Below are 14,209 nucleotides of genomic sequence, written 5' to 3'. Positions count from 1 at the left end.
GCGTCTGCAACTACCCGGGAGTCCGACGATGCCGCGTCCCTTCGATGTCCAGCGAATCGATCATCTTGTCCTGCGCGTGAGCGACCTCGCGCGCAGCATCGCGTTCTACCGCGACGTCCTGGGTTGCGGCGTGGAACGGCAACGTGGACACCTGGGGCTGGTGCACCTGCGCGCGGGTGCATCGATGATCGATCTGGTGAGCGTGGACGGGAAGCTGGGTGCGCGCGGCGGCGCGCCGGCTGGCCGCGAGGGGCGCAACGTCGATCATCTCTGCCTGCGCATCGAGCCGTTCGACGAGGCCGCACTGGTCGAGCACCTCGCGCGCTTCGGCATCACGCCCGCCGGGCCGGCGGACACCAACTTCGGCGCGGAAGGCGAGGGACCGTCGCTCTATTTCAACGATCCCGACGGCAACACGCTGGAACTGAAAGGCCCGGCAATCGTACGGGAAGGAGACGCATGACCGCCGCAATCATGGTGGGCGGGCAGATGCGAGCCGTCCCTGCCGGGATCACGCATGCGTGTCAGGGGCGTGCGGACGCGACGGCGACCTGTGGTGCGGGTGGAGGCGTGATGCTGGCCGTGCGTTCCGGCATCGCGGTATCCGCGTCCGGCAGCGGCGCGCCGGGTGTCAGCATTCCGCCTTCGCCCTGCATTGCCTGCTCCGCCGCCTTCGTCATCACCACGATGCTGATGCGGCGGTTGATCGGGTTCTGCGGGTTCTGCTTGTCGAACAGCACGGACGACGACAGCCCGACCACGCGCGACACCTTGTCCTCGTGCATGCCGCCGGCCACCAGCGCGCGCCGCGCGGCATTGGCACGCTCGGCGCTGAGCTCCCAGTTGGTGTAACCGCGATTGGACGTGTACTGCGTGGTATCGGTGTGCCCGGTGATGCTGACGTGGTTCGGCACCTGGTTGATGAAGCCGGCCAGCTCGGCCAGGATCGTCTGCGTGTAGGACTTCAGCACCGTGCCGCCGAGGTCGAACATCGGCCGGTTCTGCTGGTCGACGATCTGGATGCGCAGGCCTTCGGGCGTCAGATCCAGCAGCAACTGGTCCTTGAACGGTTCCAGTGCCTGGCTCTTGCCGATCGCTTCCTCCAGCGCCTGCATCAGGGTTTCCAGGCGCTGCTTTTCCTGCGCCTTCTGCTGCTCCTCGGCCGCCTGCTGCGCATCGCCGGGTGGCTTGGCGAACGGGTTGTCGTTCTCGCCCTTGGGCAGGTCCATCGTGCCGCCCAGCTTGATCATCGACGTGCTGGCCCCCCCGGGACCGGCGGGGCCGGGCGCGGGCGAAAAGCTCTTGCCGCTCAGCGGGCTGGGGTTCCGGAAGTATTCCGAGATCGCCGCGCGCTCCTTGTTGGTGGTGGCGCCCATCAACCACATCACCAGGAAGAACGCCATCATCGCAGTCACGAAGTCCGCGTAGGCGACCTTCCACGAGCCGCCGTGATGGCCGCCACCGGCGACCTTCTTGATGCGGCGGACGATGATGGTGGGGCGTTGCTCGCTCATCGCCGTGGCTTACTTGTTGGCCTTGAGGTGCGCTTCGAATTCGACGAACGGCGGGCGCACGTCGGATGGCAGCGTCTTGCGGGCGAATTCCAGTGCCACGGCGGGGTTGTAGCCGCGCAGGCACGCCAGCAGCGCGGTCTTCACCGATTCGTACATGCGGCTGTCCTGCTCGACCTGGGCCTCGATGGCGGCGGCGAGCGGCGAGACGAAGCCGTAGGCGAGCAGGATGCCGAGGAAGGTGCCGACCAGTGCCGCCGCGACATGCGCGCCGACCGCGGCGATGTCGCCGCCGATCGAACCCATCGTCACGATGATGCCCAGCACCGCCGCCACGATGCCGAAACCGGGCAGGCCGTCGGACATCTTCTGCAGTGCGTGCGCCGGCGCCATCGCCTCGTGGTGGTGCTTTTCCAGCTCCAGCTCCAGCAGCGGTTCCAGCTCGTGCGGCTCGATGTTGCTGCCCACCATCAGGCGCAGGCATTCGGTCAGGAAGTCGAGCAGGTGGTGGTCGGCGAGGATCTTCGGGTACTTCTGGAACAGTGGGCTGTTGGTCGGGTTCTCGATGTGCTCTTCCAGCGACATGAAGCCGTCGCGGCGCGCCTTGTTGAGCATCTCGTGGATCAGCGTCAGCACGTCCAGGTAGTCGGCCGACTTGTACTTCGCGCCCTTGAACACCGACAGGGTGGCCGCGATCGTGCCCTTGACCACCTTGGTCGGATTGCTGGCCATGAAGGCGCCCAGGGCCGCGCCGCCGATGATGACCAGCTCGAACGGCTGCCACAGGGCGCCCAGCTTGCCGTGCGAGCCGAGGTAGCCACCGATCACGCTCAGGGTGACGATGATGAAGCCGACGATGATGAGCATGGCGGGGCGCGCACACGGTGGGGTTGTCCAAGGATCGGCCTGGCCACCGGTTTCTTGAGCCGCGACCGCCTGTCGGCCGGCGCACGGGAATGACCTTCGGCAGGGTTGACTACAGTTGTCGTCACGGGCATGTTGACGACAACTGTAGTCACAAGGCGATCCCATGCCCGGCAAGGCCCGCAAGTCCATCGGCGACCAGGAGCTGGCGCTGCTGCAATACCTGTCCGACCACGGCGAGGCTAGCGTGGGCGAAGTGGCGGCCGCGTTCGGCGAGACCCGCGGCCTGGCCCGCTCCACGGTGCTCACGATGATGGAGCGCCTGCGTGCCAAGGCCTACCTGCGACGCCGCCAGGTGGAGGGCGTGTACCGGTACGCGCCGGTCGCGCAGTCCAATGAAGTGATGCGCCATGCGGTCGGCAGTTTCGTCGAGAAGACGCTGCAGGGCTCGCTGTCGCCGTTGGTGGCGTGGATGTCCCAGCGCACCGAGGTGAGCGACGACGAACTGGCGGAACTGGAGGCGATGGTCGCGAGCCTGCAGTCCCGGCGGAAGGAGGGCTGACATGGATCTTGTCGCATGGGCGGACAGCCTGCTTTCCCGCTTGCTCGACGTCGGCATGCAGTCGCTGCTGCTTGCCGCCCTGGTGTGGGCCTTGTGCCGCTACCTGCCGCGCCTGGATGCGCGCACACGGGCCTGGCTGTGGTGGCTGGTGGCTGCGCAGATGGTGGTGGGGCTGGTGTGGCATGCCCCCGTTGCGCTGCCCTTGCTGCCGGCGGAGCCCGTGGCAGCCCAGATGGCGATGGCGGCCGCGGGAGATGCCTCGACTGCCTTCACGGCGGCGGGACCGGCGGTGACCGTCACGTCGCCGACGGCATCGACGCAGGAGACCTCCCTCGATGCCGGGGTACTGCTGCTGGTGGCATGGCTGGCCGGCGTAGCCGTGATGCTGGCCAACACGATGCGCCAGGCGTGGCAACTGCGGCGCCAGATCGCGCGCGCGCGGCCGTGCCGGGATCGCCACGTACGCGAGGAGTACCACGCGCTGGGCCGTCATCTCGGCATCCCGGTCTTGCCGATGTTGCAGGTCAGCGACGACATCGACTCGCCGCAGCTCGCGCGGCCGTGGCGGCCGGTGCTGATGTTGCCCGCTGCCGCTCTGCAACGCATGAATGCAGACGACCTGCGCATGTCGCTGCATCACGAACTGGCCCACCTGCAGCGACGCGACCTGTGGTGGGCGTGGATGCCGGCACTGGCGCAGCACCTGTTCTTCTTCCACCCCGTCGCACACCTCGCGGCACGCGAATACAGCCTGGCGCGTGAAGTCGCCTGCGATGCCGCCGTGCTCGCGGACGAGCGCCACGCTCCCCGCGATTACGGGCGCCTGCTGGTGAAGCTGGGTGTTTCCACCGCTCCCTCGCCGGCGTTGGCTGGCGCCTCCCCCACATTCCGCATCCTCAAGAGGAGACTGCTCATGCTGCAGCACACCGCTTCCCCCCTGCGCACCAGCGCCCTGGCCGTCACCGTCGGCATCGTGTTGCTGGGCGTGGTGCCTTATCGCGTGATCGCCAGCAGCACCCCGGTCGCGCCGGTGGCCGCCGCAGTGCCGGTGGCAGCGACGCCCGTCGCGGCACCCGTGATCGCGGCGCAGGCCGATCCTGTCGCCGTGCCCACGCCGGAGGCAGCCCCGCGTGCCGTCGTGGTCGCGGCAGCGCGCGACATGCCGGCACCACCGGCACCCCCTGCGGCGCCCCGCGTGCACGCACCGGCGGCGCCCACTCCCCCCGCGCCGCCCCCGATGCGTGGCACGTGGAGCATCGGCGGCGCACGCGATGGCGACGCCTACGTGCTCATCCAGGACAACGAAGTGACCATGGCCGGCCACAGCGACGACATCCGCATCGCCAGGACATTGCAGCAGGGCAAAGCGCCCGTGCTGTGGATGCGCGAGGACGGCAAGCAGTACATCGTGCGCGATGCCGCCACCGTGCAGCGGGTGAAGGCCGCGCATGCGCCGGTCGAGGCATTGGGCGCGCAGCAGGGCAAGCTTGGCGAACAGCAGGGCGCACTGGGCGAGCGGCAGGGAGAGCTGGGCGCAAAGCAGGGCGAACTGGGCCGGAAGATGGCCGCCATCGCCACCGAACGCGCGTCGGCCGCGCTGCAGGGCAGTCGCGCCAGCGATGCGGAGACCGACCGCCGCCTGGACGCGCTCGCCCAGCAGCAGGAAGCGCTGGCGCGCCAGCAGGAAGTCCTTTCGCGCCAGCAGGAGCCCCTCGCACGACAGCAGGAAGCGCTGAGCCGCAGGCAGGTGGCCGCGACGGAACAGATGCAGCGCGAAGTGAAGCGCTTGCTGGACGACGCCATCCGCAGCGGGAAGGCGCAACAGCTCTGACGCAGATCGCGGCGCCGGGCTTTTGCCCGGCGCCTGCATGGGGTGGGCTCCAGCAGAGGTGCGGTCGGGGCTGAAGCCCCTCCTACAGGAAGCGTTCTCCCTCCGCCGCGCCGCTCCACTGCGAACGCGCGAGACGGATGATCGCGCGGACCTGTTCGCGGTCGCGGTGGCGGGAAATGGCAATGGCGCCGAGCCGCAATGCTTCTTCGCGCAGTTCTTCGGTCAGGTCGTAATGCGCCCCGCTGCGCTTGTCCTGGAAGGCGCGGCGCGGCATCCCCAAACGTTCCGCCATCGCATGCAGCTCTTCCAGCGTGTCGGCCATCATGTGTGCCCAGCGACGACCGCGCCACAGGGTGACGGCGTCATCCACGTAGACGCTCATCGCGGCGCGGTCGCCTTCGGCGGCCGCACCATGCGATCCATCAGATGCTCCAGCGTTGCGGGAAGATCGCCGCAACGGCCCATGTGCACCGATGAGGTCTGGATGATCGAACTCCGTTTCGCCGTGAGCCAGTGGAAGCGCGCGCGCGCCGGCAGCAGCCCGATCGGCGCGGCCGCTTCGCCGCCGCGGCAGATGGCGGGAATGGTGTCCAGGTGGCGGCGCAGCGATTCGATGTCCAGCGTGGGGTCGAGGGCCTGCAGGCGGGCTTCGTCCAGTTCGATGCGCGCTTCCAGGAATCCCGCCCGTTCGCACGACAGGATGACGCCGACGTTGACGAACTCTTCGCGCTCCACGCGCGGCACCACGCGGATCACCGCATAGTCGTAGGTGTCATGCGCGCGCATGGATCGCCCCCTGCACGAACGCGTCACGCTGTGCCAGACGTCGGATCAGGTAGTCGGTGTAGGCCGCGCGCTGTGCCGGCGGATCGCCGAAGCTGTCCGGTCCCTGCAGCCAGGCGTCGGGGACCTCCGCGACGATCCCCGCCATCACGGCATCCGGCAGGCGCTCCGCCATGGCCGCATCGATGTCCGCCAGGCGCGAGGCCCAGCGCAGCAGCACGTGGTCGCGGATCAGCGGGAAGGGCTTGCCGGCGCCCGACACGTCGCCGTCCCAGCCGTGGTGGAAGTACAGCGACGCCCCGTGGTCGATCAGGTACAGCCGCCGGTGCCACATCAACAGGTTGGTGTTGCGTGCCGTGCGGTCGACGTTGCTGATGAAGGCATCGAACCAGACGATCCGCGAGGCAAGATCCGCATCCGGCTGTTCGGCCACGGGATCGAAGTTCACCGCGCCTGGCAGGTAGTCCATGGCCAGGTTGAGCCCGGCGCTGGCCTTGATCAGGTCCTGTATCTCCGGGTCGCCTTCGGTGCGCGCCAGGTCGGCATCCAGTTCCATCAGCGCCAGGTCCGGCATCGGCAACTGCAGCGCTTTCGCCAGGCCGCCGGCGATCAGTTCGGCGACCAGCGCCTTGGGTCCCTGGCCGGCACCGCGGAACTTGAGCACATAGAGGCCGTCGTCGTCGGCCTCGACCACGGCCGGCATCGAGCCGCCTTCGCGCAGCGGGGTGACATAGCGGGTGGCGGTACGGAGGGGCAGCGTCATCAGGCCGCTAGGATACCCGTGTGGGAGGGGCTTCAGCCCCGACCGCAGGAACCCGGACGCCGAGGAACCCTGTCCATCCGTGCACCGCGTGCCGCACATTGCACAGGACACGCTTCATCGTGTCCTGTGACGTCCGTGTCGGGGTTGAAGCCCCTCCCATGCGTGCTCAGGTCGAACGCGCCACGCCCATGCGCCGCAACATCAGATAGACCGCCACGCTGGACGCCACGCCGAGCAGCAGCGCGAACGCAAGGCCATGCGTGCCGTGCGCGAACGGAAGACCGGGCAGGTTCATGCCGAAGATGCCGGCCACCAGGCTGGGCGGGAGCAGCAACGCCGTGATCATCGAGAGCACGTACAGGTGGCGGTTGGTGCGTTCGGCCAGCTTCGCGGCTACTTCGTCCTGCAATAGGCGCGCGCGTTCCTGCAGCGTGCCCACATCGCCATCGAGGTCGTCGAAGCGCTGGTTGAGACGCGAGACGGAGGACAGAAGTTCGTGCTCGGCATCGGCGGGATGGCGCTGCTCGAACTGCTTGAGCACGCGCCGCATGGCGGTGAGCGGGCGGTGCAGGCGGACTGTCTGGTGGCGCAGCTGCGCCAGGTCGCGGCGTTCTTCGCCGATGCTGTCGGCCAGCACGCGGTCCTCGATGCGGTCCAGTCGCACGGAAAGGCTGTCGCTGCTGCGCTCCACCGTGTCGGCGAAATGGTCGGCGATCACTTCGAGCAAGCGCACCGTGGAGCCGGCGCGCAGGCCGCCCGCCATGCCGCGGCGCGCCGCCTCGACCGAGCGCAGTGCCTGCCGCCGTGCGGTGACCAGCAGGCCGGGCGTCGCGGCGAAGTGCAGCCAACCGATGCCGTCATCGCCACGCAGCTGGCCTTCGGCCGCGAGGTCGACGCCACGCTGGTGCACCCAGTCGACGAATACGCCGTGCGCGGCATCGTCTTCCAGTTGCAGGTTGACGTGGGTATCGGGCGACAGCAACGCGGCGCGCGCGTCGTCGGGGATCGGCAGCATCGCGACCACCTGCGCGCTGCGTGCATCGCTGAGGTCCAGGTGCAACCAATGCCAGCCATCGGCAGGGGCATGCAGCGTGTCGAGCCCGCACTTGGCCGCGTCCAGTACCCGTGCCTGGCCGTCGGCATCGAAACGATAGAGCCAGAGCGCGCCGGGCAATCCGGCAAACGGCGATGCAGGCGCTTCGGGAGCGGCGGACAGCGGCATGTGTTGCACCCGTGCGGCAGCCGGGAGACGGTTGGGTGACGGTCAGGCTACCGCCGTCATGTGCCGGTCTTGTGACAGGCGACGGGCGCCTATCCGGCGGGCTGCGCTTCCGCGCCGCCACGCTGGAGCAGGTCGGGCAACGCGTCGCCGATGGGCGTGAATGCCAGCGACGCCGAATTCAGGCAGTGGCGCTCGCCGGTCGGCGGCGGGCCATCGGGAAACACGTGGCCCAGGTGACTGTGGCAGCGTGCGCAGACGATCTCGGTGCGGACCATGCCGTAGCTGCTGTCGCGGATGCGGCCGACATGCGCCTCGTCCACGGGCTGGAAGAAGCTCGGCCAGCCGGTGCCGGAATCGAACTTCGCGCTCGAGCGGAACAGCGGCAGCCCGCACAGCCGGCAGGTGTAGACGCCGTCCTGCTTGTTGTCGAGGAACACGCCGCAGAACGGCGCCTCGGTTCCATGGTTCAGCAGCACGCGGCGCTCTTCATCACTCAGGTCCGCTATCAGGCGCTCGCGTTGCGCGTCGGTGGGGGGCGTCAGGTCGAAGATCGTCATGATGGGAACTCCGCGGGAAGATGGCCCCGATATGGTGCCGCCATCGTCATGCTGCAACCCTGGGTTACCATCCGGATCGGTTTCAGGGAGGTAGGCACGGATGCGCTTGTCTTGTTCATTGCCCGGGTGGGCGCTGCTGCTCCTGGGGGCGGCGACGCCGGTACTGGCGCAGCGAGTGCCGCCCGCCCCCGGCTGCCTCGATGCGCGCCAGATGGCCGAAGTGCGGCAGGCCTCGTCCCGCCAGCTTGCGGTGCAGGGACAGGATGGCCAGCGCTTCCGCATCACGCTGGGCGAAGATTGCCCGGGTGCAGGCGAAGCGAGCGCCGTGCTGCTCGCCCGCGAGGGCTGGGTCTGCGGTGCGGGCGGCGAGCTCGTCCGCATCGGTGCGTCGGTCTGTGCCGTGGCCGGGGTGGAGCGGATCGACGCGCGTGCCTACGCCGCGATGGCGCGCGAGGCGTCCATCCGGAGCGCGGGCGACGACGTGAAGACGCTGGAGACCGTGCAGGTGCGGGCACCGCAGCGCAAGGGTTTCGCGGGCTCGCCAAGTTTCTGCTTCAATCCGCGCTACCTGCGTGCATGGTCGGAGGACAGCAAGGGCATGCTGGTGGAACTCTCGCCACGCCGCTCCGGCGGCCATCGCTACTACCGCGTGGAACTGGCGCAGACGTGTCCCGACCTGGATTCGGCGCCGGCCATTGTCTTCCGGTCCGGCGTGGGCATCGGCCTGATCTGCGGCAATCCCGGTGATCGCGTGATCGCCCAGGACAGCGGGGGTGGCAGCGTCTTCGACGCCGGGGATCCGGGTTTCGTGTTCGCGGACGATCCGCGACGGTCGGGGCGCATGGGCATGCGTGTGCAATGTTCGGTAGCGGCGGTGTATCCGCACGAACCGGAGGCCTGAAACGCACGGGCCCCGCAGGGTTGGACGCAGGGCCCGGATGCGATGACGCGGGGTCAGGGCGTGGCAGTGACGGCCTGGCCGCTCCGGAACTCCTTGCGCAGCCAGTCGTCGATCAGCCGCTTCTCGTAGCGCAGGGTGTCGTTGTTGTTGAGGTTGGGACCCATCAGGAACCCGTGGTCGACCAGCTTGCGCTCGCCTTCGGCGATGACCTGGCCATCCGGCCCCTTCACGCTGAAGCTCAGCGCGATGCGCGGCGGGTAGATGTCCTTGACGATGCGGATGTCGTTCATGGCCGATCGCGCCGATGGCTCGTAACGGCCTGCACGGTCGATGTCGGTGATCACGACGTCCAGGGTCTGGCCGCGGGCGAGCTGCTGGCCGGCTTCGTCACGGAGATACTTCGCCAGGTCGGTGACCCAGGTGCCGCGCTCCGATTCCCAGCGACTGCCGCTGTACTTGATCTCGCTGAACTGCGCGGGATCGGTCCAGCTCACGCTGACAGCGCCGCCTTCGGTTGGCAGGCTGCGCGGAATGCCGGGATCGGTGACGTTCTTCTGGCGTGCCATGCCGGGCACGGCGGTCGCCAGTGCGACGATGGCGATGAGCAACAGGGCGGGCGTCTTCATGGCCGTTCCTCGGTAGGTGTCACATTCGAGTGTGCGCCTGCTCCCGGGGGTGCGGCAACGTCGGAGCCGGGTCTGTCGCGGCGGCGTTCAGCCGCTGTTTCCACGCCCGTCAGAGGTTGCGCAGGCGCTCCACGTCGCGGACCGGCGGTGCGCCGAACATGCGGCTGTATTCGCGGCTGAACTGGGACGGGCTCTCGTAGCCCACGCGATGGCCGGCGCTGGCGGCATCCATCACTTCGCTCAGCATCAGGCGGCGGGCCTCCTGCAGGCGCAGCTGCTTCTGGTACTGCAGCGGGCTCATCGCGGTGACCGCCTTGAAGTGGTGGTGCAGGGCGGAGGCGCTCATGTGCACTTCGCGGGCGATGTGGTCGATGCGCAGCGGTTGCGCGTAATGCTGCCGCAACCAGTGGATCGCCTTCGCCACGCGCTGGCCCTGGCTGTCGGCGATGCCGATATGGCGCAGCATGGCGCCCTGCGGACTGCACAGCACGCGGTAGAGGATCTCCCGCTGCACCAGCGGCGCCAGCAGCGCGATGTCCTGCGGTGTGTCGAGCAGCTTCACCAGGCGGATGGCCGCATCCAGCATCTCCACGCTGCTGGGCTGCAGGAACAGGCCTCGCGAAGGTGGCGGCAGCGGTGTCTTCGCCGATTCCGCTTCGGTGACCATCTCGGCGATGGTGGCCGGCGAGAGTTTCAGCACCAGGCACAGGTAGGGTGCTTCGGACGATGCCCGGGTGACCTGGCCGGTCACCGGCAGATCCACCGAGGCCACCACGAAACGGCTGGCGTCGTACTCGTACACCTCGTCGGCAAGGATCGCCCGCTTGGCGCCCTGCACGATCAGGCACAGTGCGGCTTCCTGCACGCCGCGCATCGGCAGCGGCATGGGCGCGCTCAGGCGGGAGAACTGCAGCGCGGGGATCGCCGTGGCGTGGAGTCCGTCGTTGCCGGTGGATCGTTCAATCAGGCCGGCCAGTTCGCGGACGCGGTCATCGAGTAGTGGGGCGGCTTCGGGCATGGGAAGGCCTGTGGAACGTGCGTGGGGGATGGAAACGAGTCTACGCAACGGGCTGGGGGAGGGAATGGGGTGCGGGCGGCCTCCGCAGGATCAGGCAATGATCGCGGAGGAACCGGATATCGAAATCCCGGCCGGGAGGAACAGACTGCGCTCCGCTCCGGCGCAGCCCGCGCCGTGCTTCCCCCAAACGAGGTGCTCCATGTCCGGAATCGAAGGAAAAGTCATCGCCATCACCGGTGCCAGCAGCGGCATCGGCGAAGCCGCCGCGCGTGAACTCGCGCGCCGTGGCGCCCGCGTCGTCCTCGGCGCGCGCCGTACCGACCGGCTCGAACAGCTGGTCGCCGGCATCGAAGCCGAAGGCGGCACCGCCCGCCAGCGCGCGCTCGATGTCACCCGCCTGGACGACATGCAGGCGTTCGTCGATTTCGCCCGTGCGCAGTTCGGTCGCCTCGACGTGATCGTCAACAACGCCGGCGTCATGCCGCTGTCGCCGCTGGCCGCGCTGAAGATCGACGAATGGAACCAGATGATCGACGTCAACATCCGCGGCGTGCTGCACGGCATCGCCGCGGCGCTGCCGGTGATGCAGGCGCAGGGTGGCGGACAGGTCATCAACATCGCCTCCACCGCGGGTCACCGCGTATGGCCCAGCGCCTCGGTCTACTGCGCCACCAAGCACGCGGTGCTGGCCATCTCCGAAGGCCTGCGGCAGGAACACGACAACCTGCGCGTCACGGTGGTGTCGCCGGGCGTGACCACCAGCGAACTGGCCGAGACCACCAGCGATGCCGGCATCAAGGCGTGGCTGGAGGACTTCCGCCAGGTCTCGATTCCTGCCGAGGCCATCGCGCGCGCCATCGCCTACGCGGTGGAGCAGCCCGACGACGTGGACGTCAGCGAGATCATCGTGCGCCCGGCGGCCAGCCCCAACTGAGTTTTCGTCGGCAGGCAACGGAGTTTTCCACCGCCAGGGGTTGCCGCTGTCGCGGCAGGGGAGTGCAATGGCGCACTCCCCCGCTTCTGGAGCATCCGCTCATGGAATACCGTTACCTCGGCGCGTCCGGCTTCCGCGTTCCCGTCCTCTCCTTCGGCACCGGCACCTTCGGTGGCCAGGGCGCGTTGTTCAGTGCCTGGGGCAGCACCGACGTGGCCGAGGCGCGCCGACTGGTCGATGTCTGCCTCGATGCGGGCTTGAACATGTTCGACAGCGCCGACGTCTATTCGAAGGGCGCTGCGGAGGAGATCCTCGGCGAAGCCATCAAGGGCAGGCCGCGTGATGCGCTGATCATCTCCACCAAGGCCACCTTCCGCTTCGGCGACGGCGAGAATCAGGTCGGTTCCTCGCGCCATCACCTGATCAACGCCGTCGATGCCGCGCTCAAGCGCCTGGGCACCGACTACATCGACCTGTTCCAGCTGCACGGCTTCGATGCGCGTCCGCCGGTGGAGGAAGTGCTGTCCACGCTCGATACGCTGGTGAAGGCGGGCAAGATCCGCTATCTGGGCGTGTCCAATTTCTCCGGCTGGCACCTGATGAAGTCGCTGGCCGCCGCCGACCGCCACGGTTGGTCGCGTTACGTCGCGCACCAGGCGTACTACTCGCTGGTCGGCCGCGACTACGAATGGGAGCTGATGCCGCTGGCCGCCGACCAGGGCGTCGGTGCGGTGGTGTGGAGTCCGCTGGGCTGGGGCCGTCTGACCGGCAAGATCCGGCGTGGCCAGCCGCTTCCCGAGAACAGCCGCCTGCAGTCGCAGACGGCGAACGACGCCGGCCCGCAGGTCGACCTCGAATACCTGTACGACGTGGTCGACGCGCTGGACGAAGTCGCGCAGGAAACCGGCAGGTCGATTCCGCAGGTCGCGCTGAACTGGCTGCTGCAACGCCCCACGGTCAGCACGGTGGTGATTGGCGCGCGCAACGAGGAACAGCTGAAGCAGAACCTGGGTGCGGTCGGCTGGAATCTCACCCAGGACCAGGTGGCGAAGCTGGATGCCGCCAGCCAGCGACCCAAACCGTATCCGTACTGGCACCAGGCCGGCTTCGCGTACCGCAATCCCACGCCGGTCTGAAGCACCGGCGCCTCGCGGGCCGGGCCACCCGGTCCGCCGCGCGCCGAAACACCCTGTAGGAGCGATGCAAGTCGCGACCGCAGATCCGAGGCGACTGCGATGCCTGACCCCCTGGCGACGGCGGCCGTGAGGATACGGTCGCGACTTGCGTCGCTCCTACAGGGCGGGCTTGCTACAGTCGCGCGATCCTCTTCCACTGGAGCCCCGATGCGCCGCCTTTCCCTGCTGGCCATTGCCGCCTTGCTTTCCACCGCTGTGCCCGCGCTCGCGGCCACCACCTACGTCAAGGCCGGCCGCCTGCTCGATGTCGAATCCGGTCGCCTGCTGGCCGACCAGGCCATCGTCATCGAGGACACGCGCATCACCGCCATCGGCCCTGTCGCGAGCACGCCGGTACCGGCCGGTGCGACGGTCCATGACCTGTCGACGAAGACCGTGCTGCCCGGCCTGATGGACGCGCACGTCCACCTGCATGGCGACGCCGACCTGCAGGGCTATCGCCGCCTGGCCATCTCGCTGCCCGCCGCTGCGATCAAGGGCGCGAAGAACGCGCGCACCACGCTGCTCGCCGGCTTCACCACCGTGCGCGTGCCCGGCTCGCCCGGCTACGCCGACGTGGCGCTGCGCGATGCGATCGCGGCGGGGGAAGTCGAAGGTCCGCGCATCCTCGCGGGCGGTGTGTCCATCGGCATCACCGGCGGACACTGCAGCGACAACAACCTGCTGCCGGCCGAGTACAAGGCCGTAGGCGAGGGCGTGGCCGACGGTCCGTGGGCCGCGCGGCAGAAGGTGCGGCAGAACGTCAAGTTCGGCGCCGACTTCATCAAGACCTGTTCCACCGGCGGGGTGCTGTCCAAGGGCACCGAGGTCGGTGCGCCGCAGTATTCGCTGGAGGAACTGAAAGCGCTCGTGGATGAAGCGCATGCGCTGGGCCGCAAGGTGGCGTCGCACGCGCATGGCGCCACCGGCATCCGCAATGCGCTGCTGGCCGGCGTGGATTCCATCGAGCACGCCAGCTTCATCGACGATGAGGGCATCGCGCTGGCGAAGAAGAACGGCACCGTACTGGTGATGGACATCTACAACACCGAGTACATCCTCGGTGAGGGCGAGAAGGCCGGCTTCCTGCCGGAATCGCTGGAGAAGGAGCGCCGCGTGGGCGCCACCCAGCGCGAGAACTTCCGCAAGGCGCACCAGGCCGGCGTCGTCATGGGATTCGGTACGGATGGCGGCGTCTATCCGCATGGCCTCAACGCGCGCCAGTTCTCGCGCATGGTGCAGTTCGGCATGACGCCGCTGCAGGCGATCCGCTCGGCCACGCTGGTCAATGCGCGGCTGTTCGGCATCGAGAAGGAGGTCGGCGTCCTCAAGCCGGGCTACTACGCCGACCTGATCGCGGTGGATGGCGACCCGCTGCAGGACGTGGCGGTGCTTGAAAACGTCGGTTTCGTGATGAAGCAGGGACGTGTCTACAAGAACACCGCGAGCGAGTGAGGCGCAG

Annotated in this window: 16 protein-coding genes; 7 read left to right on the top strand and 9 right to left on the bottom strand. The window is 68.5% G+C overall.

The window, feature by feature from the left end:
- Positions 1-28: 28 nt before the first annotated feature.
- Entirely contained in the window at positions 29-463 is a 435-nt protein-coding gene (locus WBN46_RS17115; RefSeq protein ID WP_337732629.1) for a VOC family protein, read from the top strand.
- 61 nt (positions 464-524) lie between these two features.
- Here WBN46_RS17115 and motB read toward each other — a convergent pair whose 3' ends face one another.
- Both motB and motA read right to left on the bottom strand, forming a co-directional pair.
- A complete protein-coding gene (gene motB, locus WBN46_RS17110) occupies positions 525-1,514 on the bottom strand; it encodes a flagellar motor protein MotB (protein ID WP_337732628.1) in 990 nt (329 codons plus the stop codon).
- A gap of 9 nt (positions 1,515-1,523) precedes the next feature.
- Entirely contained in the window at positions 1,524-2,378 is an 855-nt protein-coding gene (gene motA, locus WBN46_RS17105) for a flagellar motor stator protein MotA (protein WP_337732627.1), read from the bottom strand.
- 163 nt (positions 2,379-2,541) lie between these two features.
- Between motA and WBN46_RS17100 the strand changes: the two genes are divergently transcribed.
- Positions 2,542-2,937, top strand: a complete 396-nt coding sequence (locus WBN46_RS17100) for a BlaI/MecI/CopY family transcriptional regulator (protein WP_337732626.1) — start codon at positions 2,542-2,544, stop codon at positions 2,935-2,937.
- Position 2,938: 1 nt separating this feature from the next.
- Positions 2,939-4,768 carry a M56 family metallopeptidase gene (locus WBN46_RS17095; RefSeq protein ID WP_337732625.1) on the top strand — a complete coding sequence of 610 codons (1,830 nt, stop codon included), beginning with the start codon at positions 2,939-2,941 and terminating at the stop codon, positions 4,766-4,768.
- An 82-nt stretch (positions 4,769-4,850) separates the two neighbouring features.
- On the opposite strand, the gene WBN46_RS17090 is transcribed toward WBN46_RS17095, so the two are convergent.
- From WBN46_RS17090 to msrB, 5 genes are all read right to left on the bottom strand, one after another.
- The gene (locus tag WBN46_RS17090; protein ID WP_337732624.1) at positions 4,851-5,150 is read right to left on the bottom strand and encodes a DUF4031 domain-containing protein; all 300 of its coding nucleotides are present in this window, start codon (positions 5,148-5,150) and stop codon (positions 4,851-4,853) included.
- Positions 5,147-5,554: a DUF3037 domain-containing protein gene (locus tag WBN46_RS17085; protein WP_337732623.1), complete on the bottom strand. Its 408-nt coding sequence runs from the start codon at positions 5,552-5,554 to the stop codon at positions 5,147-5,149. Before WBN46_RS17085 ends, WBN46_RS17090 begins: the two co-directional genes overlap by 4 nt.
- The gene (locus WBN46_RS17080; RefSeq protein WP_337732622.1) at positions 5,541-6,314 is read right to left on the bottom strand and encodes a HipA family kinase; all 774 of its coding nucleotides are present in this window, start codon (positions 6,312-6,314) and stop codon (positions 5,541-5,543) included. The genes WBN46_RS17085 and WBN46_RS17080 overlap by 14 nt, the downstream gene beginning before the upstream one ends.
- A 166-nt stretch (positions 6,315-6,480) precedes the next feature.
- On the bottom strand, positions 6,481-7,536 hold the full coding sequence (locus WBN46_RS17075; RefSeq protein WP_337732621.1) for a CorA family divalent cation transporter: 1,056 nt from the start codon (positions 7,534-7,536) through the stop codon (positions 6,481-6,483).
- Between the two features lie 89 nt (positions 7,537-7,625).
- A complete protein-coding gene (gene msrB, locus WBN46_RS17070; protein WP_337732620.1) occupies positions 7,626-8,093 on the bottom strand; it encodes a peptide-methionine (R)-S-oxide reductase MsrB in 468 nt (155 codons plus the stop codon).
- 100 nt (positions 8,094-8,193) lie between these two features.
- Between msrB and WBN46_RS17065 the strand changes: the two genes are divergently transcribed.
- On the top strand, positions 8,194-8,994 hold the full coding sequence (locus tag WBN46_RS17065; RefSeq protein WP_337732619.1) for a hypothetical protein: 801 nt from the start codon (positions 8,194-8,196) through the stop codon (positions 8,992-8,994).
- 53 nt (positions 8,995-9,047) lie between these two features.
- Here the strand turns inward: WBN46_RS17065 and WBN46_RS17060 are convergent, their stop codons facing one another.
- On the bottom strand, positions 9,048-9,620 hold the full coding sequence (locus WBN46_RS17060) for a DUF3016 domain-containing protein (RefSeq protein ID WP_337732618.1): 573 nt from the start codon (positions 9,618-9,620) through the stop codon (positions 9,048-9,050).
- 109 nt (positions 9,621-9,729) lie between these two features.
- Positions 9,730-10,638, bottom strand: coding sequence for an AraC family transcriptional regulator (locus WBN46_RS17055; protein WP_337732617.1), 909 nt, complete (start codon positions 10,636-10,638; stop codon positions 9,730-9,732).
- 199 nt (positions 10,639-10,837) lie between these two features.
- On the opposite strand from WBN46_RS17055, the gene WBN46_RS17050 reads away from it, so the two are divergent.
- From WBN46_RS17050 to WBN46_RS17040, 3 genes are all read left to right on the top strand, one after another.
- Positions 10,838-11,572, top strand: a complete 735-nt coding sequence (locus tag WBN46_RS17050) for an SDR family oxidoreductase (RefSeq protein ID WP_337732616.1) — start codon at positions 10,838-10,840, stop codon at positions 11,570-11,572.
- A 101-nt stretch (positions 11,573-11,673) separates the two neighbouring features.
- Positions 11,674-12,708, top strand: a complete 1,035-nt coding sequence (locus WBN46_RS17045; protein ID WP_337732615.1) for an aldo/keto reductase — start codon at positions 11,674-11,676, stop codon at positions 12,706-12,708.
- A 207-nt stretch (positions 12,709-12,915) separates the two neighbouring features.
- On the top strand, positions 12,916-14,202 hold the full coding sequence (locus WBN46_RS17040; RefSeq protein ID WP_337732614.1) for an amidohydrolase family protein: 1,287 nt from the start codon (positions 12,916-12,918) through the stop codon (positions 14,200-14,202).
- The last annotated feature ends 7 nt before the right edge of the window (positions 14,203-14,209 follow it).

This window comes from Pseudoxanthomonas sp. CCNWLW251, assembly GCF_037402255.1.
In the GTDB taxonomy this organism is placed as follows: domain Bacteria; phylum Pseudomonadota; class Gammaproteobacteria; order Xanthomonadales; family Xanthomonadaceae; genus Pseudoxanthomonas_A.
This window is presented reverse-complemented; position numbering and strand designations above follow the sequence as displayed.